We start from the raw sequence: 22,491 nt of genomic DNA, 5'->3' as shown, positions 1-22,491 counted from the left end.
TTGAACTAAGAACGCTTACGCTGTTAAGCGCTCTTTTGGAAACCGCAAGGTAAAAGTGCTGCCCTTACCTGGCGTACTCTCAATCATTAACTGTGCTTGATGCCTGCTAGCAATATGCTTAACGATAGCTAAACCTAAGCCAGTTCCTCCAGTATCACGAGATCGGCTCCGGTCAACTCGATAAAAACGCTCTGTAAGTCTTGAAAGATGTTCTGATGCAATTCCAGGGCCGGTATCTGTAACAGAAAATTCACCTTGACCATCCTGGTTTACGCTCCACTTCACATGAATGGAGCCTGCATCTGGCGTATATCGAATGGCATTTGAAACTAAATTACTAAATGCGGAGAGTATTTCTCGTTCGTCACCCAATAAATTTTCTGAACTGGCTACTTCAAAATTAAAACTATGCTTACCTTGAGATAATGCTTCTGCATCATTCCTAAGCAACGATATCAATGTTTCAGCATTGAGCTTATTTGTCGCAGCAGGCAATGAATTCGCCTCCAAGTTAGCTAGGGTTAAAAGATCTTCAACCAAGCTTTTCATGCGCTGCGCTTGAGACATCATCATTTCGAAGTACTGATCCCTTTGACTCTTCTCAAGATCTAATGCTTGAACTGTCTCTAGAAATCCCATTAATACAGTAATTGGCGTTCTCATCTCGTGCGAAACGTTGGCAACGAAGTCACGTCGCATTGCATCTGCTTTTTGTAGATCGGTGACGTTTTGCACTAACAGTAAATGACGTTGATTTCCAAATGGAAATGCTTGCAACATTAGACTGAGACTGCCATCGGTACCCATGCGCTCTAAGAGCAAAGGCTCATCAAAACTACGCCTAGTTAAATACTGAATAAACTCAGGGCGCCGGATGAGAAAATTAATCCTCTGCATAACATCGCGCTTATAGTTCAAGCCAAAGAAACGTTCTGAGATTGAGTTACACCATTCAATCTGATCGTTTTCATCTAGCATCACTATCCCGTTGGGCGACGCCTGGAAAGCCTCGATAAAATTTTCATGCTGCTGCTCAATGTTACGCATTCTTTGCTTCAAGCTTTTTACCAGGCGCTGCAATCTAAAAAATACCTCCTCCCAAAAACCACTGGGCAAGGGCATATTTTCAACAGTATCTGATTGAACATACCTCCTTAGACGAGCCAAGTTAACGTATGAGTAAACAAGGGGCATCGATAGTACTGAAATACCAGAGAAAATCGCCCATTCAGGACCCCAGTTGTAAAGGGCAATAAATGCAGCTGCCGATGCAAGGCAAACTAGGAAAATAAAGCGAGACAATGCGGCAATCATGCTGCAATCTTAGACTATCTCTGCAGGAATAATGAAATAGACCAAAAACCCTTAAAAATAGGCCTTAGGTTTCGGTTGGAGTTTTGGTAATGCGGTATCCACTACCTCGAACAGTCTCTATAAAACGATCGCAATCTACAGGGTTTAATGCTGCTCTTAATCGTTTAATGTGTACATCTACAGTGCGTTCTTCAATATAGACCTCATTACCCCACACTTTATCCAGCAAATTGGCGCGTGAATGCACGCGCTCAGGATTAGCCATAAAAAACTGTAGAAGTCGATATTCAGTGGGCCCTAAAGAAATCGGTCTTGGATCAGAATTGGGCCAAATAGCTAAAACACGATGGGAGCTTGGATCTAGCTTTAAGGGGCCCACAGCAAGAGGTCCGGTATCTTCAATCGGGGTTTGTCTGCGCAGAAGTGCCCTTACCCTTGCAATCAGCTCTTTAGGAGAGAAGGGCTTGGTTACATAATCATCTGCACCAGAGTCCAACCCTAAGATCTTATCTGCCTCTTCGCTTTTGGCAGTGAGCATCAAAATTGGCAGACCTCTCGTGCGCTCATTTGCTCTCAACTCTTTGGCAAACTGCACGCCTGATTTACCAGGAAGCATCCAATCCAGGATGATGAGGCTTGGCAATTGCTCTTTTATGAGACCTTGAGCAATATCAGTTTGCATCGCCTTCTCTACTTCATAACCAGCATGCGACAAATTGATTGCAATCAATTCTGCAATTGATGGCTCATCTTCAATAACTAGTATGCGGTGAGTCATACAGATAATTTAAGTGCTTATTCGCTTTTATTTGCTTCGCGTACTAAATCTTCATGCGGAATATGGCGTACATCAGAGCCCTTTGCGATATAAATCACAAACTCAGCGATATTCTTAGCATGATCGCCAATACGCTCAATTGCTTTGGCAATGGTCAGCATATCCAATCCAGTAGAAATAGTATGAGGATCTTCAGACATATATGAGATTAACTTACGAACGAAGCCTCTAAATTCTTCATCAATCTGACGATCTTCAGCAACCACTTCTGCAGCAGCTACAGTATCTAGTCTTGCAAATGCATCTAAGCTACGGCGCAATAAGTTAATGGCCATCTGTCCTGATAATCGAATTTCAGCAACGTTAATGTTGTGTGGAGCTGTAGACTCAATTAAGCGCTTAGTTCTTTTAGCTACACGCTCTGCTTCATCACCCGCTCTCTCTAAGTTAGTTATGGCCTTTGATACAGCCATCACCAAACGAAGATCTCGCGCAGTAGGCTGACGACGTGCAATCAGCTCAGTGCAGGCTAAATCGATTTGAATTTCTAGGTCGTTAACAAGCTTTTCATTCTCAATAACGATATTGCAAGTATCAAGATCCATTTGCGTAAAAGCACGCATAGCGGTAGCAATTTGAGACTCGACCAATCCGCCCATTTCAAGCAAACGGCTTGAAAGCGAATTGAGGTCTGCATCAAATTGTGATGAAAGATGTTTATCTGGCATTTAATGTCTCCAATTAACCGAAGCGACCGGTAATATAGTCTTCTGTTTCTTTACGCTTAGGCTTGATAAAGATTTCATCTGTTTTACCATACTCCACCAAACTACCAAGGTACATATAAGCTGTGTAATCCGAAACACGGGCAGCCTGTTGCATGTTGTGGGTAACAATCGCAATGGTGTATTCGTGCTTAAGCTCATTGATGAGCTCTTCAATTTTTCCAGTAGAGATTGGATCTAAAGCAGAAGTAGGTTCATCAAGCAAGATGACGGAGGGCTTCACGGCAACGCCACGGGCGATACACAAACGCTGTTGCTGACCACCAGATAAAGATAAACCACTTTGATTCAATTTATCTTTTGCTTCAGTCCATAATGCAGCCTTATTGAGCGCCCACTCTACCCGCTCATCCATTTCAGAGCGTGAGAGTTTTTCATATAAGCGAACACCAAAGGCAATGTTTTCATAAATAGACATTGGAAATGGCGTTGGTTTTTGGAATACCATGCCAATACGTGAACGTAATAAATTCAAATCTTGGCCTGGCTCAAGAATATTTTGACCATAGAAGTTAATTTCACCCTCTGCACGTTGACCTGGATAGAGGTCATACATACGATTTAGCGTGCGCAACAGAGTGGATTTACCGCAACCTGATGGGCCAATAAAGGCAGTAACCTTACCTTGCTCGATATCAAGATTAATATCTTTGAGACCTTGAAAGGACCCATAAAAGAAATTAAGATTTCGAACTTCAAGCGCATTAATGGCAGCTTGGTTTGATTGTTGATTTGCGGTTTCCACACTACCCCCTTGACTATCAATCTTATTTAAGTCAAACATTGATTTCATATTACTCATCATCCTTGGACCTTCTCACGGAATACAACGCGTGCCAAAATATTTAAGCCAAGAACGGCAAACGTGATCAGCAAGGCACCACCCCAGGCAAGCTCAACCCAGTTGTCATAAGGACTCATGGCAAATTGGAAAATCACCACTGGCAAATTGGCCATAGGTGCATTCATATTGGTTGAGAAAAATTGATTATTCAGTGCTGTGAAGAGCAATGGGGCTGTTTCACCACTTACACGTGCTAAGGCCAGCAAGATACCAGTCATAACACCACTTTGCGCTGCCCGCAAAGTAATCATAAAAGCTACCTTCCACTTGGGTGTACCCAAAGCATAGGCTGCCTCACGCAAACTTCCAGGCACTAAGCGCAACATATTCTCAGTAGTTCGTACGACTACCGGAATCGCAATCAAAGATAATGCAATCGTTCCAGCCCATCCAGAGAAGTGTCTAGCCTGCGCAACCACAAATGCATAGACAAACAGGCCAATAACAATTGATGGTGCAGATAACATAATGTCGGTTACAAAACGCGTTACAGCAGCTACACGACTGCGATCACCATATTCAGATAAATAAAGACCCGCAAGAACGCCAATGGGAGTGCTAATCAAGGTACAAGTTCCAACCAATAGAAGACTGCCGACGATTGCATTAGCTAGTCCACCACCTTCTGAACCAGGCGCTGGCGTGCTATGAGTGAACAGACTCAAATCAATGGCTGAAAAGCCCTTAAATAACAAAACACCCAGAATCCAAAAAAGGAAGATCATTCCTAGGAGCATGGCACCCATAGACAAGGTAAGGCCAATCTTATTGGCTCTTTTACGTTTAGCAAAGATGCTTTTGTCGATGTTGGAAGAATTGTTCATGTTTTCAAGCCCTGCTTCTTCTCCATATTATTTAGCATCCACTTTGCGCACGCTAAAACAACGAAGGTAATAATGAACAGTGCCAAGCCTAGGGCAAACAAAGAAGATAAATGGTTACCAGCTTCAGCCTCGCCAAATTCATTAGCCAGAGTTGAAGCAATCGAAGTGCCTGGGGAGAATAAAGAAGCTGATAAGCGATGTGCATTACCGATGACGAAGGTAACAGCCATCGTTTCGCCAAGTGCCCTACCTAATCCCAACATCACGCCACCGATCACGCCAGCCTTGGTATAGGGCAACACAACATTCTTAACCACTTCCCAAGTAGTACAACCAATGCCATACGCTGATTCTTTGAGAACTGGTGGCACGATTTCAAACACATCGCGCATGACAGAGGCAATAAAAGGCAGAATCATCATTGCCAAGATCAAACCTGCACAAAGAATGCCAATGCCATTAAAGGCACCAGAGAATAAGATTCCAAAACCAGGAACTTGTCCTAAGGTGCCAGCTAATACTGGTTGAATATATTTAGCAAATAAAGGGGCAAAAATAAACAAACCAAACATACCGTAGATGATCGATGGCACAGCAGCCAATAGTTCAACTGCAGTACCCAATGGTCTGCGTAGTGGACCTGGACATAACTCTGTTAAGAAGACAGCAATGCCGAAACTCAAAGGAACAGCTATTAATAGTGCAATCAATGAAGTGATGATGGTGCCATAGATAGCAATTAATCCACCAAATTCGCCATTAACAACATCCCACTCTTGTGAAAAGAAGAAGCCTGGACCAAAAGTATGCAAAGCCGGCCAAGCATTCATCACCAGAGAAATTAAAATCCCCAACAAAGCAATTAAGACACCTAGCGCAAAGAATTGTGTAATTGCATGAAATAAGAAATCCTGTACTCGCTGTAACTTCGCAATTTTCAGAGCTTGTGGCGTAGGGGCCGAGTGAGACTGGGTAATATCCATTTAGATTGGCTTATTTAAATAATGAAACAGCCCCACTATGATGTGGAGCCGTATCATTAAGGATGGATTAAAGAAATAATCTTTAGACCTTACTTTACAACTACCTTTGTGAATACATTCTTACGAATAAATTCAGTTGTTTTATCCGGCATCGGAACGTAATCTAACTCTTCTGCCATTTTTTTGCCATCTTTGAAAGCAAAGTCGAAGAACTTGATAACCTCAGCAGCGTTTGCCTTGTTTTCAGGATTCTTGTAAAGCAGGATGAAAGATGCGCCGGTAATTGGCCATGATTTAGCACCGGGAGCATTGGTGATGAATGTTCCCATGCCTGGAATAGTTGACCAGTCAGTACCCGCTGCAGCAGCAGCAAAAGTGAGATCATCAGGGGCAACAAAATTACCATCTTTATTTTTTATGGAAATAAAGGTCATTTTGTTTTTCTTGGCATAAGCGTACTCAACATAACCAATCGAGTTCTTCACGCGGGTCACGTTTGCAGCAACACCTTCATTGCCTTTGCCACCAACTGTAGAGGCTGCAGGCCACTTCACGTTAGCGCCAGAGCCAACTGAATCCTTGAACAAGGTGCTGGTCTTAGCTAAGTAGTCAGTGAAAATTGCAGTAGTACCAGAACCGTCTGCACGGGTCACTACCGTGATTGGACCAGAAGGAATCTTAACGCCTGGGTTCATGATGGCGATACGCTTATCACCCCAATCAGAAATAAGGCCTTGGAAAATGTCTGCCAATGTTGGGCCGTCTAATTTAATCTCGCCTGGCTTCACACCATCCACGTTAATCACTGGAACAACACCGCCAATAATAGCTGGGAACTGAACCATACCGTCTTTTTCGAGTTCATCAAATTTCACTGGATTGTCAGTAGCGCCGAAATCAACTGTTTTTGCTTTGATTTGCTTGATGCCACCAGAAGAACCAATAGATTGATAGTTCAAGTTAGAACCCGTTTTGGCTTTAAAGGCTTCTGCCCATTTGGCGTAAATTGGATATGGAAATGTTGCGCCTGCACCTGTCATATCCACAGCAAAAGCTGTTGGAGCAAGTGAAATAGCGCTAATAATTAGAGCTTTTTTCAAAAAAGATTTCATGTGATTAGTCCCAATATAGAAAACGCAACATTGCGATAAGAAGACAATACGATTGGACTATGACGCTTTGATGACAGCGATGTCACAGATAATAATAGTCAATAAATTCAATAACATAGAATGAATTTATGAGGCATTCGATGGAAATGCCAGTTTTAGATTTATTTGGTTGGCACTAGATCTGCAATACTCTTTGCAGCACTCATAGCAACATCAGCATCTATGGTTTCAACCATGACCCTCAAGAGAGGCTCAGTGCCAGATGCCCGAATCAATACCCTGCCAGTATCTTTGAGATCATTTTCTACTTTAGCAATCTGCTGCTGTAGAGATTCATCCGACTTCCAGTTGTACCCTGGTTTGAATTTCACATTCAAGAGTACTTGCGGGAAAATCTTCACTGTTTCCAGCAGTTGGGCAAGACTCTTCTTGTTCTGACTCATGGCCGCTAGGACTTGCAATGCTGCGATCGTGCCATCACCTGTAGAGTGTTGATCTAAGCAAAGTAAGTGTCCAGATCCCTCACCGCCAATGATCCAGCCTCTTTGCTTGAGTAATTCCAAAACATAACGATCGCCAACATTGGCACGCTCAAAGTGAATGCCAAGTCCTTTAATAGCATTCTCAACGGCTAAATTCGTCATGAGGGTGCCTACTGCCCCGCCCAGCTTTTGGCCACGATCTAGGCGATCTTTTGCCAAGACATAGAGCAACTCATCGCCATTGAAGAGGCGACCGGTAGCGTCTACCATTTGCAAGCGATCTGCATCACCATCAAGGGCGATACCGATATCAGCATTAACTTCTTTAACTTTAGCAATCAAGGCTGCTGGTGCTGTAGCTCCACATCCATCATTAATATTGCGTCCATCTGGGTTAACGCCAATAGAGATGACTTCGGCACCAAGCTCATGAAATACATGAGGTGCAGTGTGATACGCAGCGCCATTGGCGCAGTCCACTACCAGCTTCAAACCTTTAAGATTTAATTCGCCTGGAAAGGTAGACTTGCAAAACTCAATATAGCGCCCTGCTGCATCGTCCAAGCGATAGGCTTTTCCCAATTCTTTGGAGTTTACGCACCCCATGGTTTTTTTTAGCTCAGCCTCAATTAATAGTTCAAACTCATCCGATAACTTATCGCCATTAGCGGAAAAGAATTTAATCCCATTATCTTGATAGGGATTGTGTGATGCAGAGATCACAATGCCTGCAGAAAGACGCAAAGCTTTCGTGAGATAGGCAACGCCCGGAGTTGGAATGGGGCCGCATAACAGAACGTCAACACCTGCAGCAGCAAAGCCAGCCTCTAGGGCCGCTTCAAGCAAGTAACCCGATACGCGGGTATCTTTGCCGATCAGCACTTTGCAACGCTCACCTGCTTTGACATCCTGATTCAATACCATGCCAGCGGCATAGCCTAGGCGGGTCATGAATTCTGGAACTATCGGAAAGGTGCCTACTTCGCCGCGAATACCATCAGTGCCAAAGTATTGTTTTTTCATAAATATCATTATAAAACTCAGAACTTTAGATTTTTAGATCTAAGTCTGGGTGTTTATGGCCTCCCAAAGCTTTAAGGCGTCAACCGTTTCGGCAACGTCGTGCACACGAATAATATTGGCGCCTCGATCAGCAGCCGTGATCGCTGCTGCAATACTAGGGGCAACCCGATCGTTTGCATCTTTACCAGTAATTTTGCCAATCATTGATTTGCGGGATATCCCCGCAAGGACGGGATAGCCCAGTGTTGAGAATACTTGAAATTGAGAAAGCATATGCAGATTATGTTCAAGACTTTTACCAAATCCAAAGCCTGGGTCTATAGCTATTCTGTTTCGCTCGACACCATTTGCTTGTAATAATTCAGCCCGTTCTTGAAGAAATTGCTTCACCTCTGCAATCACATCTTGATATTCCGGATTAAATTGCATTGTGAGGGGGTCACGTTGCATATGCATTAAGACCATGCCGCAATTAGCATGCTCTAGCACGGCATCTATTGCACCTTCTTGCCTCAATGCCCAAATATCATTGACGCAATCTACGCCAGCTTTTAACGCTTGACGCATCGTTTCAGCTTTGTAGGTATCAATTGATAGCGGCACGCCGCAATCCTTTAAACCCTCGATAACAGGCAATACGCGATCTAATTCCTCTTGAAGAGAAACAGGTTCAGCACCTGGTCTAGTCGACTCACCACCAATATCAATCAGATCAACGCCATTTGTGATCATTAGCTCTGCTTGGGCCAATGCATCTTTTGCTGTTCTAAATTTGCCACCATCAGAAAACGAATCCGGTGTGGTATTCAGAATCCCCATCACGAGGGGACGCTTGCGTTGATGAAAGTTAAAAAGAAAACGCCCACAACGCCATGTTGTGGGCATTAACTGCATGCCTTGTTTGTCCATAAAGACAGCCTGTTAACTAAGACTGATATTTATGCTGTTGCTGGGGCACTACCCGTTGCTGGACCTGGTGTACCAGCCGAGTTACCGAACTGGGTTGCAGGTGGTGGCTTAGGCGTCCGTGGTGGACGACCTTCCATGATGTCGTTGATTTGTTCAGCATCAATGGTTTCCCATTCTAGCAATGCGGCTACCATCGCTTCAACTTTATCGCGGTTTTGCTCGAGGATTGATCTTGCTAAAGCATATTGGCTATCAATCAGCATCCGAATTTCTGCATCCACTTTTTGCTGTGTCAACTCAGAAACCGTTTTAGTACTGTTGCGACCAAAAATACTTTCTGATTCAGTATCGACATACACCATCGTACCGAGGCTATCACTCATGCCGTAACGAGTAACCATATCGCGGGCCATTTTGGTGGCACGCTCAAAGTCATTAGAAGCACCAGTACTCATAGAATGCAAAAAGATCTCTTCAGCAGCACGACCACCGAACAAAATTGCCAACTCTTCCAACATGCGATCTTTATAAAGATTTACACGGTCAAATTCAGGTAACTGCCAGGTCACGCCTAATGCCATACCACGCGGCATGATGGTCACTTTATGCACAGGGTCAGCCTTAGGCAGCACTTTAGCAACTACCGCATGACCAGACTCGTGATACGCCGTATTGCGACGCTCTTCTTCGCGCATCACAGCAGACTTACGCTCAGGACCCATGTAGATCTTGTCTTTAGCGTCTTCAAAATCTTTCATATCGACTGAACGCTTATTACGGCGTGCAGCAAATAAAGCAGCTTCGTTTACTAGATTCGCCAAGTCAGCACCAGAGAAGCCGGGAGTGCCACGGGCCAATACTGCTGCATTCACATCTGGGTCAATCGGAACCTTACGCATATGTACTTGCAAGATCTGCTCGCGACCACGTATATCTGGCAAGCCAACATGCACTTGGCGGTCAAAACGACCTGGACGCAATAAGGCTTTATCTAACACGTCTGAACGGTTAGTTGCGGCAACCACGATCACGCCGCTATTGCTTTCGAAGCCATCCATCTCAACCAGCATTTGATTCAAGGTTTGTTCGCGCTCGTCATTACCACCGCCCATACCAGCACCACGATGACGACCTACTGCATCGATCTCGTCAATAAAGATGATGCATGGAGAATTCTTCTTGGCGTTTTCAAACATATCACGCACGCGAGATGCACCAACGCCCACAAACATTTCTACGAAATCAGATCCTGAAATTGAGAAAAAAGGAACTTTCGCTTCACCCGCAATCGCTCGCGCTAATAAGGTCTTACCAGTACCGGGAGGGCCTACAAGCAAGACGCCATGGGGAATACGTCCACCAAGCTTTTGGAATTTCTGCGGATCTTTTAAGAAGTCGACCAACTCAAATACTTCTTCTTTTGCTTCATCGCAACCCGCAACATCGGCGAAGGTAACGGTGTTGCTGTTCTCATCAATGAGACGAGCCTTCGACTTACCGAAGGAGAATGCACCGCCTTTACCGCCACCTTGCATTTGGCGCATCATGAAAAACCAGAAACCAATAATTAATAAAGTAGGTCCAAGATAGTACAAAGCAGAAACCAGCATATTCGGTTCATCTTCTGCTTTACCAGTCACTTGTACGCCATACTTCATTAAGTCACCCACCATCCAAATATCACCTGGAGAGATGATGGAATATTTATTACCATCCGCAGGAGTTACCTGCAATGTGCGACCTTGTACATCAACGCGCTTCACCTTGCCGGATTTGGCGTCATCCATAAATTGGGAATAGGTAACCTGATTCTGGTCCTTAGGCTTATCAAACTGTTTAAAAACAGTAAAAAGCACCAAGCCCACAATGAGCCACACACCGATTTTTTGGAACATATTGCTGTTCAAAATTGAGTCCTTTTCTGGAGTGAACCAGGAGTTAAAGCGAATCGCTACATAAGTATTTGATTCTACTACCAGCCTTTTTCAAGAGCTAATAGGATGTTTATTTGATAAACCCATGCATTTCAGGGGGTTATTGGACTATTCTAGGACGAATTGCTCCCTTATTTAGGAGATTTCAGGTTTCTTCCCAAGAGAAAGATCTCTGAAGACTTGGCCCTAGACGCCTTGGGCTTTCTAGAGGCAACGGTTTTGAAGACCTTTTTGAATGATTCCACGATCTGGCTATAGCCGCTGCCATTGAAGCATTTAATCAGTAGGGCACCCTCAGGCTTAAGGTGATCAACTGCAAAGTCGAGTGCTATCTCTGCCAAAAAGGCCATGCGGGCAGCATCAGCCACGCCGACCCCCGAAAGATTGGGGGCCATATCCGAGAGAACAAGATCAACCTTGCCTTCTGCATTTTTTGGCAATAAAGCTTCTAGCGCTGCTAGACCCTCTTCCTCACGAAAATCGCCCTGGATAAAGCTCACATCAGCAATATCTTCCATTGGCAAGATATCAATCGCAATAATTTGGCCATCGGGTTTACCTGACTCAATCTTAGGATTACTTTTGCCCAATTCAGTCAAACGGTTACGGGCATATTGAGACCAGCTGCCAGGGGCGCTACCCAAGTCAACAATCGTCATCCCTGCCTTAATCAGGTGATCTTGCTCATCGATTTCACTGAGCTTATAAACCGCTCTTGCGCGATAGCCCTCTTTTTGAGCCATCTTCACATAAGGATCAGTCAGATGATCCTGCAACCAACTTTTATTAAATTTATTCTTCGCCACAACTTACCCACTTTCGCCCTACATTTTCCTAGTTTCTGCCCCCTAAAGCAAAAGGAATCGACTGAAAACCAAGCAAATCCAGTCTAAATAGGCGCTTTTACCAATCAATGCTCTATCATCAAGTCCATGACAGCACTGACTATTACCCCTGCCCAACGCAAATCCCTCAAAGCTGATGCACACGATTTAAGTCCTGTGGTGATGATTGGCGGGGACGGCCTTACCCCAGCAGTCATTAAGGAAGCAAAGCTAGCCATCAATCATCATGGCTTAATTAAGGTCCGCGTATTTGGTGATGATCGTGAAGCTCGCATCGCAATCTATGAAGAGCTATGCGAGCAATTAGATGCCGCACCAGTGCAGCACATTGGCAAATTACTGGTGCTTTGGAAACCAAAAGATATCGTTGATGAGGCTTATGCCAATTTAGGTCGATCCAGCAAACAAACTAAAAAAACTTTGCAAGCACCCCGCACCAAACGTCAACCTAATCGTGCACCAGCAAAATCGGGTGTTCGCACCAGCAGCTCTGAAAGATCAGATCGTCGTTCTGCGTCTAATAAATCGCCATTTGAACGTGCGGCGGCCGTCAAATCTTCAACACCTAAGAAGCGCGCTCTTCGCTCAGAAGCTGCTGAGTCTAAGATTGGCTGGTCTTCACCTGGCTATCGCAAGGCAGCTGCAGCACCTGCCCCGATTAAGAGACGCAAGGTTCGCATGAGTAGCAATAAGAAAAAATCTCTTGGCTCCTAGAGCTTAATTTTTTCTTAAAGAGCGCCGCTAGTCGGCGTTTTTTATTAGCAATCTAATGCTGCTTGGTATATGAACCGATTAAGCGCCAGACTAAATAGATGCCAAGCGCGCTCTGTATTAAGTACAACGCACTAGAGGCTCCATGGAGTTTGCCAAAGAGTTCGGCAGAGGGCGAAAGCATTACCGGCATACCTTGCATTAAAGCTTGATCGCGAAGAGTATTCATCCAAGGCATCAAGACCAGCACACCCAGCAAAGAACACAGCAACATTGCTAGCAAAAGCCAACGAGCCAAGCGATAAGCATTCAGGCCACGTCTAACCAAGAGATTGGCCAGTACCAATAATGCAATGGAAATGGTAATGCTCAAGTACGCTTCAATTCTAAAAATGGCTCCCGCTACCATTCCGGCAACATGACGATCTGTCAAAGTACTAAAGATAGCTGGTGCCACTAAATAGCCAACGGTTAGAAGGCTACCTACCCAAAATGATGCTATTAGCGTAAAAAGTCTTTGCGCTCCAAAATAGTGAGCAGCGCTCATGATGTTAATTAGATATAGCGTACTGACAAGATCTCAACTTCGCGATTGCCGCCAGGAGCTTGCACAGCAACCACATCACCCTCTTCTTTACTGATTAAGGCACGGGCAATCGGAGAGCTAATAGAGATTTTGTTTGATGCAATATCTGCTTCATCATCACCTACGATTTGATAAGTGAACTTTGTGCCGTCTTCGAGATCCTCAAGATCAACTGTGGCACCAAAAACGACCCGGCCAGAAACATCTAATGCTGCAGGATCGATAATTTGAGCAGCAGAGAGTTTGCCCTCTAGTTCTTGAATGCGACCCTCAATAAAACCTTGCTTTTCTTTAGCGGCATCGTACTCAGCATTTTCTGATAGATCACCTTGAGCGCGCGCCTCAGAAATGGCATTAATCACTGCTGGGCGTTCGACATGCTTGAGGCGGTGCAACTCCTCTTTCAGGAGTTCTGCACCACGCTTAGTAATGGGAATTGTGCTCATGCTACTAACCTAACCTAAAAACAGGCGCAAAACGCGCCTATAAATTGGATTTTAGATTAAATGAGCGTCCGGTGTAAGTTTTGTAAAGAATACACCTCGAGGGACTCTTTGCTGCCGTTTTGGGATGCCAGCAATCCATCCATAACTGCACGAGCTGCACTAATGGTGGTGTAGTAGGTCACGCCATTTGCTTGAGCACTAGTTCGAATAGACCTAGAGTCAGCAATGGCAGTCCGGGTCTCATCCACCGTAGTAAACACCAAGGAGATTTCACCATTTTTAATGAAATCCACAATATGAGGACGACCGTCTTTGACTTTATTTACGACACGTACTGGAAAACCAGCAGCCTCAATGGCAGCAGCCGTTCCTTTGGTAGCCACCATTGGGAAACCGAGCTGGTGCAATAACTTAGCCACCTCAACTGCCTTGGGCTTATCACTATCTTTCACTGTCAGGAGCACAGTACCGCTCTTCGGCAATTTAATGCCAGCACCCAATTGAGATTTGAAGAGTGCTTCACCAAAGGTTTTACCCACACCCATCACTTCACCAGTCGAACGCATTTCCGGTCCCAGAATAGGATCAATGCCCGGGAACTTGTTAAATGGAAATACTGCCTCTTTGACCGAGAAGTATGGAGGCTTTACTTCAGACTTGATACCTTGCTGCTCCAAAGATTGACCCACCATGCAACGAGCAGCAATCTTCGCTAGCTGTAAACCCGTTGCCTTAGAGACAAACGGTACGGTGCGAGATGCCCGTGGGTTTACTTCCAAAACGTAAATCACATCTTTACCATCTACGTTCTGAATCGCAAACTGAACATTCATGAGACCAATAACATTGAGACCTTTAGCCATCGCTGCAGTTTGACGCTTGATCTCTTGAACTGTTTCATCGGATAGTGAGTAAGGAGGTAATGAACATGCTGAGTCACCTGAGTGAACACCGGCCTGCTCAATGTGCTCCATCACGCCACCAATAAAAACCTTCTGACCATCGCTGATGCAATCCACATCGCACTCTATTGCATCATTGAGGAAGCGATCAAGTAAAACTGGAGAGTCATGAGAGACTTTGACTGCTTCACGCATGTATCGCTCAAGATCACGACCATCGTGAACGATTTCCATGGCGCGACCGCCTAATACATAGGAGGGACGCACTACCAAGGGATAGCCGATTTCTTCGGCAAGTTTCAATGCCTCATCTTCAGCCCGTGCAGTCCGGTTAGGCGGCTGACGCAAACCTAGGTCTTGCAAGAGCTTTTGGAAGCGCTCGCGATCTTCTGCTGCGTCAATCATGTCGGGCGATGTGCCAATAATCGGTACACCATTGCGCTCTAGGTCCAGGGCGAGTTTCAGAGGCGTTTGGCCACCGTATTGTACGATCACCCCTTTGGGTTTTTCTTTCGCAACAATTTCTAATACGTCTTCAAGCGTGAGGGGCTCAAAATACAAGCGGTCCGAAGTATCGTAGTCAGTAGAAACAGTTTCTGGATTGCAGTTGACCATAATGGTTTCATAACCATCATCCCGCATCGCTAAGGCAGCGTGCACACAGCAATAGTCAAATTCGATACCTTGACCAATACGGTTAGGGCCGCCGCCCAAGACCATAATTTTCTCTTTACTTGTGGGACGAGATTCGCATTCACCATGCTCAGCCTCATATGTCGAATACATATACGCTGTATTGGTTGAGAACTCAGCGGCACAGGTATCTACCCGCTTATAGACTGGTACTACTTTTAAGCGATGACGTGCAGCGCGCACGGAAGACGCATCAACTCCCAGTAACTTTGCCAAGCGACGATCAGAGAAGCCTTTTTGTTTTACAAAACGCAGTTCTGCAGCTGAGAGACTATCAATCTTGCGTTGCCTTAGTTCAGTCTCAATCGTAATGAGCTCTTCAATTTGTTCTAAGAACCAAGGGTCTACTTTGGTTTCGTTATAGATTTCATCTAAACCCATGCCCATGCGGAAGGCATCAGCAAGGTACCAAATACGGTCAGGTCCGGGCTCATTGATTTCATTGATGATGTCATCTAGATCTGTCGAAAACTCATCTAAACCATCCACACCAACCTCTAAGCCACGTAAGGCTTTTTGAAAAGACTCTTGGAAAGTGCGGCCAATAGCCATTACTTCTCCAACCGACTTCATTTGGGTTGTCAAACGGGAATCGGCCTGCGGGAATTTTTCAAACGCAAAACGGGGAATCTTGGTGACTACGTAGTCAATCGATGGCTCGAATGATGCTGGAGTAGCGCCACCAGTAATGTCGTTCTTCAGCTCATCCAGTGTGTAACCCACTGCTAATTTGGCAGCGATCTTGGCAATCGGGAAGCCAGTGGCTTTGGAAGCTAAAGCTGATGAACGGGAAACTCGAGGGTTCATCTCAATCACGATCATGCGTCCATCCACTGGATTGATCGAGAACTGAACGTTTGAGCCACCAGTATCCACACCGATTTCACGGAGAACCGCAATCGATGCATTGCGCATGATTTGATATTCTTTATCGGTCAATGTTTGGGCGGGCGCAACAGTAATGGAGTCACCCGTGTGGACACCCATTGGATCTAAGTTTTCAATTGAGCAAACAATGATGCAGTTATCGTTACGGTCACGCACCACTTCCATCTCAAACTCTTTCCAACCAAGCAGCGACTCTTCAATTAAGAGTTCACGAGTTGGGGATAAATCAAGGCCACGTTTGCATATCTCTTCGAACTCTTCACGGTTATATGCAATACCGCCACCTGAACCGCCCATGGTGAAAGAAGGACGTATTACTACCGGGAAACCAGAACTGCCAGTTTCCTGTTGAATCCGCTGCTGGACATCTAATGCTTCATCCATGGAGTGAGCAATACCAGATTTTGCAGAGCCAAGACCAATCTTGGTCATTGCATCTTTAAATTTCTGACGATCTTCTGCTTTATCAATAGCTTCTGGTGAAGCACCAATTAATTCACAGCCATATTTTTCTAATACACCATGGCGATGCAAATCTAATGCGCAGTTCAAAGCAGTTTGACCGCCCATGGTTGGCAAGATGGCATCTGGTTTTTCGGTTGCAATGATGCGCTCTACTACCTCCCAAGTGATTGGCTCAATATAAGTTACATCAGCCATCTCAGGGTCGGTCATGATAGTTGCAGGATTACTGTTTACTAGAATGACTTTGTAACCTTCATCTCGTAGTGCTTTACAAGCTTGTGCACCGGAGTAGTCAAATTCACACGCCTGTCCGATCACAATCGGACCAGCACCAATAATCAAGATGCTCTGAATGTCGCTACGCTTAGGCATTATTTGCCCTCCTTCTTGCTGGCAGCATTCATAAGCTCCACAAATCGATCAAATAAATAGGCGATGTCATGCGGTCCAGGTGATGCTTCAGGGTGACCCTGGAAACAAAGCGCTGGCTTATCTTTCCAAGCCAAACCTTGCAACGATCCATCAAATAAGGAAACGTGTGTCACGCGAATATTGTCTGGCAAGGTATTGGCATCCACAGCAAAGCCATGATTCTGAGAAGTAATAGCAACACGGCCAGTATCCAAATCCTTCACTGGATGATTTGCACCATGATGACCGAACTTCATCTTCAGGGTTTTAGCGCCTGCTGCCAAGCCCATGATTTGATGGCCTAAGCAGATACCAAAAGTGGGTACGCCTTTTTCAATGATTTCTTTTGCAGCAGCGATTGCGTAATCACAAGGACCAGGATCTCCAGGACCGTTTGAGAAAAATACGCCGTCGGGATTCATTGCTAAAACTTCAGCAGCAGAAGTTTGTGCAGGTACCACTGTCAACTCGCATCCACGTTCAGTGAGCATGCGCAAAATATTGCGCTTCACGCCAAAGTCATAAGCAACCACTTTTTTGGTGGGTTTGGTTTTATCCAGAGTTCTATAAACTGGTTTGTCATCAGGACCATGTAATTCCCACTCAGCTTCACGCCATTCATACGCTTTTGGAGTTGTCACTACTTTGGCTAAGTCCAGTCCAGACATTCCAGGAAAGGCTTTAGCTAGCTCAAGCGCCTTTTTAGACAAGACCTCGTAATCCTCGCCCAACTTACCCGCCACAATAGCGCCAGATTGGGCGCCTTGATCACGCAAGATACGGGTAAGTTTACGGGTATCGATTCCAGAGATCCCAACAACTCCGGCTTTAGTGAGGTAGTTATCTAAACTCCCCTCAGAGCGGAAATTAGAAACCCGTTTTGGTAGATCTTTAATCACGAGACCAGCAGCATGAATTTGATCTGATTCAGCATCTTGTGGATTTACGCCGACATTCCCAATATGAGGGTAGGTCAAGGTCACGATTTGGCGTGAATAACTTGGATCGGTAATGATCTCTTGATAACCCGTTAAGGCGGTATTGAAAACAACTTCACCGGTAGTTTCGCCAGGAGCGCCAATACTAAAACCGGGGAATATAGTGCCATCGGCTAGAGCCAACACGGCGGGAGGAAAAGAGGGAAGCAAGGGTGACAAACCATCTCCAGTCCCTGCTCCATCCGACGCTCAAAACCCCTAAAAAGACTAACCCGAGGCTTATTTATGCGGGAGGTGAGTGTCTTTAAGCGCTAGGGTATTTAATAAGTTTCGAACCTTACAATCATACCAGTTTTGGTCCATAAACCCTTGAATCCCCAGCCTAATGGGCTTTAGAGGCTGCTCCTCCCCAAATCCGAAATCTGGGGAGATTCACAAAAGTGTTTTTTGCTGCTGAAGTTTAAGCTGCTGCACCTTGCTCAATAATGGTCTTAATCTGAGCCAACACAGTCTGGTCTTCCATAGTGCTGATATCACCCGGATCGCGCCCTTCAGCAACCGCTTGCAATGCGCGGCGCACGATCTTACCAGAACGGGTTTTCGGTAATGCGGTCACGACATAAACACGACCAGGACGAGCAATCGCTCCTAGCTGGCTATCTACCGTCTTCATGCACTCTTTTTCTAAATTCTCCGCTTTGGATGAATCTTTAGGAATCACAAAGGCAATGGCTGCCTGACCTTTTAGCTTGTCTTCAATACCAACCACCGCAACTTCAGAAATATTGGGATGACTAGAGATGCTTTCTTCAATTTCCCGTGTACCAAGACGGTGGCCAGCAACGTTAATCACATCATCAGTACGACCCAAGATAAAGAAGTAACCATCTTTATCTTTAATACCCCAGTCGAAGGTGGAATAAATTAACTTCCCAGGAATCGTTTCCCAATAGGTGCTCACGAAACGTTTGTCATCTCCCCAAACAGTTTGCATACAACCTGGAGGTAGCGGACCTTCAATCGCGATGACACCCTTTTGATCAGGGCCTAACTCGGCGGAGCTAGCATCATCTAGAAGTTTCATGTTGTAACCGAAGGATGGCACGCCTGGTGAACCGAACTTATGGGGCATCACTTCTACGCCACGTTGAATAGCCAACATTGGCCAACCAGTTTCAGTCTGCCAGTAATTATCGACAATTGGTTTTTTAATCGCATCATGAATCCAACTTGCTGTTGGTTCATCGAGTGGCTCACCAGCCAAGAATAAAGCACGTAATGTGGAAAGATCATGCTTGGTTAAGAATGCAGGATCTTGTTTTTTGAGAACACGCACCGCAGTAGGTGCAGAGAACATCACCGATACTTTGTATCTGGCAACCAACTCCCACCAAATGCCAGCATCAGGACGTAATGGCGTGCCTTCATACATGATGGTTGCCATGCCATTGAGCAATGGGCCATAAATAATGTAGCTATGCCCCACTACCCAACCAATGTCTGAGGTGGTGAACATCGTTTCACCAGCTTTGCCACAGAAAATATGGTTCATGGTGGACATCAATGCCACTGCATAACCACCGGTGTCACGTTGAACACCCTTAGGTTTACCGGTCGTTCCTGAGGTATACAGAATGTAGGAAGGATGCGTTGCATCTACCCATTCAATTGGAACAATATCGTTGAGGTGTTGTTGACGCTCAGACGCATAGTCCAAGTCTCTTCCAGCCACAGTAGTGAACTCAGACAGCCCACGATTTACGATCAATACTTTTTCTGGTTTGTAGCTGGCGAGAGTAATTGCCTCATCCAATAATGGCTTATAAGGCACGGCTTTACCACCACGCATACCTGCTTCAGAAGTCACCACCATTTTTGGTTTTGCATCATCAATGCGAGAAGCAAGGCTATGGGAAGCAAAGCCACCAAATACTACAGAGTGAATCGCCCCAATACGGGCACAAGCCAACATTGCGAAGCAGGCTTGGGCAATCATCGGCATATAAATCAGTACACGATCACCTTTTTTAATGCCATTGGCTTTATAAATAGCAGCCATACGATTCACTTCTTCGTAGAGCTCTTTGAATGTGTACGCCTTCTCTTGATCGGTTTCTGTAGAAACCGCTACTAATGCAATTTGATTTGGGTTGACTTGGTAGTGACGATCCACAGCGTTGTAGCATAGATTCGTTAGGCCACCTTCAAACCATTTTGTAAATGGCGGGTTGTCGTAGTTCAGAACCTGATCGAAGGGCTTTTCCCAGTGAATCAAATTAGCCTGCTCAGCCCAAAATCCGTCTGGGTCTTTGATCGAGCGTTCGTGATGTGCTTTATAAGACATGGTCAACCTAATCTAAAAGTTTCTGAAATTACGGGTTTTTGCTCGCCCCCTTGGCACTAGGGTTACCGCTTGAGGACGCTGAAGTAACATTTTTCGCAGATTTTGCAAGTCCTGTCGATGCGGATTTATGCTGAGATGCAGCATTTTTTTGCGCAGATTTAGCCTTAGCGACTGTTTCAACGCCTTTGTTTGGCTTGACTGGGGCGCATTTCACTGCTTTGGCATTCTTTGCCCCTTTAGCGGGTTTGGGGCAATTTGGTGTGGGTGGCGGTGGCTTGACTAGACTCAGGCTGGCATTGTCTGCCATCGCCGAAGAAACATCTCCTGAACGATTACCAACCTTAGGAATGATCACGGTAGATCCCGCCTTGATACGCATACCACTCGGAATGGCATTCACCTGTCTTAGGGCCTCTGGACTGACGCCCAATGTTTTGGCAGCTTGATCAACGCTTTCAGTTTTGCTAATCCTCACTGCGGTCCAAGAAGACAGGGGTTTCGTGTACTTCTTGAGATTTTCTTGAAAGATTTCTGCGTGGCCAAACGGCAATAAAATTTGTTGGTTAGCATTACTCAGAATTACAGGCTTATTAAATGAGGGGTTCAGACTATGAAATTCATCCTCTGGAATTTCCGCCAACTTAATCGCCAAGGCAACATCAATATCATTACCAACATCTAGCGCAACAAAGTAAGGGTGGTTTTCTAATTCTGGTAAGACGATGCCATAAGCCGATGGATCTAAAACAATCTGTCGATAGGCCATCAATTTAGGAACATACATGCGGGTTTCGCGAGGCATGTTCAAACTCTCATAATCCGTTGATAGGCCTGCAGCGAGATTGCGTTTTTGGGCTTTAGCAACATTGCCGGCACCCCAGTTATAAGCTGCGAGAGCCAACTCCCAACTACCAAATTGATTATAGAGACGCTGTAAATAATCCAAAGCAGCATCGGTGGATTGCAAGACGTCTCTACGCTCATCGCGAAAGACGTTTTGCGTTAATTGAAAATCTTTTCCAGTTGCTGGCATAAATTGCCACAGGCCAACCGCTTTTGCACTCGATTTAGCATGGGTAACAAATGCACTCTCCACAAAGGGAAGCAAGGCTATTTCGGTTGGCATATTGCGCGCATTGACTTCTTGCACAATATAAAAAAGATAACGCGATGAACGTGTCATAGAGCGGTTAACATAATCAGGTCGAGCACTTAACCAGCGAACTTGCTCAATCTCTAATGGGGTATTCATCGGCTCCATTTGAAAGCCATCCCGAATGCGTATCCATAAATTATCAGAAGGTGCATACACCTTACTAACAGACTGATTCTTCAGATTAACGGAGGTAGCCTTGGATGCTTTAGACCCTGTTTTAGCTGGCGTATCCGATGACCAAACACCCGTGCTGGCACAGCCTGATAAAAAAACGGCAAACGCGATTGCCGCAAAGATCAAACGCATCAGAATCGATCTTTCCAAGCACGAATCACTGCTAGCACATGCGCTGGACTCGGAAGATCTGCTTGATGAGAAGCCGCTTTGGCAGACGCAATCACCACCGCCTGATCACTGCGCATAAACGGATTTACTTGTAGCTCTTGTCCAATTGTTGTCGGTAGCGTTGGCAAACCTTGTTGACGAAGTTTCTGCGCACGCTCTGACCAAGAGATTAAGTTCGCATTATTTGGCTCGACTGCAAGTGCAAATCGAATATTGGATAAAGTGTATTCATGGGTGCAGTACACCAATGTATTTTTAGGGAGTGCAGCAAACTTGGCTAAAGACTCTGTCATCTGAGTTGGTGTACCCTCAAACAAGCGTCCGCACCCAGAAGCAAATAGGGTATCGCCACAAAACAACATAGGCTCGACAAGGTTAGATTGCATATCCGCAAAATAAGCGATGTGACTTAGGGTATGGCCTGGCACCTCATAAACTTTTAGACTAATACGCGGGGAATCGATCTCAAACTGATCGCCCTCTTTTGCCACTTGAGTTCGCCCAGGAATATCGTTACCTGCAGGGCCATATACCGGTATCTGGGGACCCAATGCATTCAATAAGTTGAGAATGCCACCAGTATGGTCCGCATGATGATGGGTAATCAGAATGCCTTTTAGCGTCAGCTCAGACTTTGAGAGGTAATCCAGAACAGGACCAGAATCGCCCGGATCAACCACCAAGGCTGACTTTCCATCATGGATGCACCAGATGTAGTTGTCATCAAAGGCCGGGATCGGCCAAACTTGCAATAAAGTATTCTTATCCATAAA

19 protein-coding genes are annotated in these 22,491 nt (G+C 45.3%); 1 reads left to right on the top strand and 18 read right to left on the bottom strand.

Features of this window, described 5'->3' with window-relative positions:
- Positions 1-15: 15 nt before the first annotated feature.
- The 11 genes from phoR to AOC29_RS04980 form a co-directional block, all read right to left on the bottom strand.
- The gene (gene phoR / locus AOC29_RS05030) at positions 16-1,314 is read right to left on the bottom strand and encodes a phosphate regulon sensor histidine kinase PhoR (protein ID WP_215297041.1); all 1,299 of its coding nucleotides are present in this window, start codon (positions 1,312-1,314) and stop codon (positions 16-18) included.
- Positions 1,315-1,378: 64 nt separating this feature from the next.
- The gene (gene phoB / locus AOC29_RS05025; RefSeq protein ID WP_215297039.1) at positions 1,379-2,092 is read right to left on the bottom strand and encodes a phosphate regulon transcriptional regulator PhoB; all 714 of its coding nucleotides are present in this window, start codon (positions 2,090-2,092) and stop codon (positions 1,379-1,381) included.
- Positions 2,093-2,109: 17 nt separating this feature from the next.
- Positions 2,110-2,820: a phosphate signaling complex protein PhoU gene (phoU, locus tag AOC29_RS05020; protein ID WP_215297037.1), complete on the bottom strand. Its 711-nt coding sequence runs from the start codon at positions 2,818-2,820 to the stop codon at positions 2,110-2,112.
- Positions 2,821-2,833: 13 nt separating this feature from the next.
- Entirely contained in the window at positions 2,834-3,670 is an 837-nt protein-coding gene (pstB, locus tag AOC29_RS05015) for a phosphate ABC transporter ATP-binding protein PstB (RefSeq protein ID WP_251370071.1), read from the bottom strand.
- Between the two features lie 8 nt (positions 3,671-3,678).
- Complete coding sequence (gene pstA, locus AOC29_RS05010) at positions 3,679-4,545, bottom strand: phosphate ABC transporter permease PstA (RefSeq protein ID WP_215297033.1); 867 nt, start codon at positions 4,543-4,545, stop codon at positions 3,679-3,681.
- The gene (gene pstC / locus AOC29_RS05005; RefSeq protein WP_215297031.1) at positions 4,542-5,528 is read right to left on the bottom strand and encodes a phosphate ABC transporter permease subunit PstC; all 987 of its coding nucleotides are present in this window, start codon (positions 5,526-5,528) and stop codon (positions 4,542-4,544) included. The genes pstA and pstC overlap by 4 nt, the downstream gene beginning before the upstream one ends.
- 89 nt (positions 5,529-5,617) lie before the next feature.
- Entirely contained in the window at positions 5,618-6,640 is a 1,023-nt protein-coding gene (gene pstS, locus AOC29_RS05000) for a phosphate ABC transporter substrate-binding protein PstS (protein ID WP_215297029.1), read from the bottom strand.
- A gap of 161 nt (positions 6,641-6,801) precedes the next feature.
- Complete coding sequence (gene glmM, locus AOC29_RS04995) at positions 6,802-8,145, bottom strand: phosphoglucosamine mutase (protein ID WP_215297027.1); 1,344 nt, start codon at positions 8,143-8,145, stop codon at positions 6,802-6,804.
- Between the two features lie 39 nt (positions 8,146-8,184).
- The gene (gene folP / locus AOC29_RS04990) at positions 8,185-9,054 is read right to left on the bottom strand and encodes a dihydropteroate synthase (RefSeq protein ID WP_371819538.1); all 870 of its coding nucleotides are present in this window, start codon (positions 9,052-9,054) and stop codon (positions 8,185-8,187) included.
- A gap of 29 nt (positions 9,055-9,083) precedes the next feature.
- A complete protein-coding gene (gene ftsH, locus AOC29_RS04985) occupies positions 9,084-10,961 on the bottom strand; it encodes an ATP-dependent zinc metalloprotease FtsH (protein ID WP_215297025.1) in 1,878 nt (625 codons plus the stop codon).
- 158 nt (positions 10,962-11,119) lie between these two features.
- On the bottom strand, positions 11,120-11,794 hold the full coding sequence (locus AOC29_RS04980; RefSeq protein WP_215297023.1) for an RlmE family RNA methyltransferase: 675 nt from the start codon (positions 11,792-11,794) through the stop codon (positions 11,120-11,122).
- A 126-nt stretch (positions 11,795-11,920) separates the two neighbouring features.
- Here AOC29_RS04980 and AOC29_RS04975 point away from each other — a divergent pair, with 126 nt between their 5' ends.
- Entirely contained in the window at positions 11,921-12,547 is a 627-nt protein-coding gene (locus AOC29_RS04975) for a YhbY family RNA-binding protein (RefSeq protein WP_215297021.1), read from the top strand.
- A 52-nt stretch (positions 12,548-12,599) separates the two neighbouring features.
- Here the strand turns inward: AOC29_RS04975 and AOC29_RS04970 are convergent, their stop codons facing one another.
- The 7 genes from AOC29_RS04970 to gloB all read right to left on the bottom strand — a co-directional run bounded on the left by AOC29_RS04970 (position 12,600) and on the right by gloB (position 22,488).
- Positions 12,600-13,091, bottom strand: coding sequence for a DUF4149 domain-containing protein (locus tag AOC29_RS04970; protein ID WP_215297020.1), 492 nt, complete (start codon positions 13,089-13,091; stop codon positions 12,600-12,602).
- Between the two features lie 8 nt (positions 13,092-13,099).
- Positions 13,100-13,576 carry a transcription elongation factor GreA gene (greA, locus tag AOC29_RS04965; protein ID WP_215297019.1) on the bottom strand — a complete coding sequence of 159 codons (477 nt, stop codon included), beginning with the start codon at positions 13,574-13,576 and terminating at the stop codon, positions 13,100-13,102.
- Positions 13,577-13,632: 56 nt separating this feature from the next.
- The gene (gene carB, locus AOC29_RS04960) at positions 13,633-16,896 is read right to left on the bottom strand and encodes a carbamoyl-phosphate synthase large subunit (protein WP_215297017.1); all 3,264 of its coding nucleotides are present in this window, start codon (positions 16,894-16,896) and stop codon (positions 13,633-13,635) included.
- Entirely contained in the window at positions 16,896-18,083 is a 1,188-nt protein-coding gene (gene carA / locus AOC29_RS04955; protein WP_215297356.1) for a glutamine-hydrolyzing carbamoyl-phosphate synthase small subunit, read from the bottom strand. Before carA ends, carB begins: the two co-directional genes overlap by 1 nt.
- Before the next feature lie 250 nt (positions 18,084-18,333).
- Positions 18,334-20,217 carry a propionate--CoA ligase gene (locus tag AOC29_RS04950; RefSeq protein ID WP_215297015.1) on the bottom strand — a complete coding sequence of 628 codons (1,884 nt, stop codon included), beginning with the start codon at positions 20,215-20,217 and terminating at the stop codon, positions 18,334-18,336.
- Between the two features lie 28 nt (positions 20,218-20,245).
- Entirely contained in the window at positions 20,246-21,679 is a 1,434-nt protein-coding gene (locus AOC29_RS04945; protein ID WP_215297013.1) for a transglycosylase SLT domain-containing protein, read from the bottom strand.
- A complete protein-coding gene (gene gloB / locus AOC29_RS04940) occupies positions 21,679-22,488 on the bottom strand; it encodes a hydroxyacylglutathione hydrolase (RefSeq protein WP_215297012.1) in 810 nt (269 codons plus the stop codon). Before gloB ends, AOC29_RS04945 begins: the two co-directional genes overlap by 1 nt.
- Positions 22,489-22,491 lie beyond the last annotated feature (3 nt).

Origin of the sequence: Polynucleobacter sp. JS-JIR-5-A7 (assembly GCF_018687935.1) — a bacterium.
Lineage (GTDB): Bacteria > Pseudomonadota > Gammaproteobacteria > Burkholderiales > Burkholderiaceae > Polynucleobacter.
The sequence above is the reverse complement of the archived record's forward strand: the minus strand, read 5'-3'. Positions and strand labels throughout refer to the sequence as shown.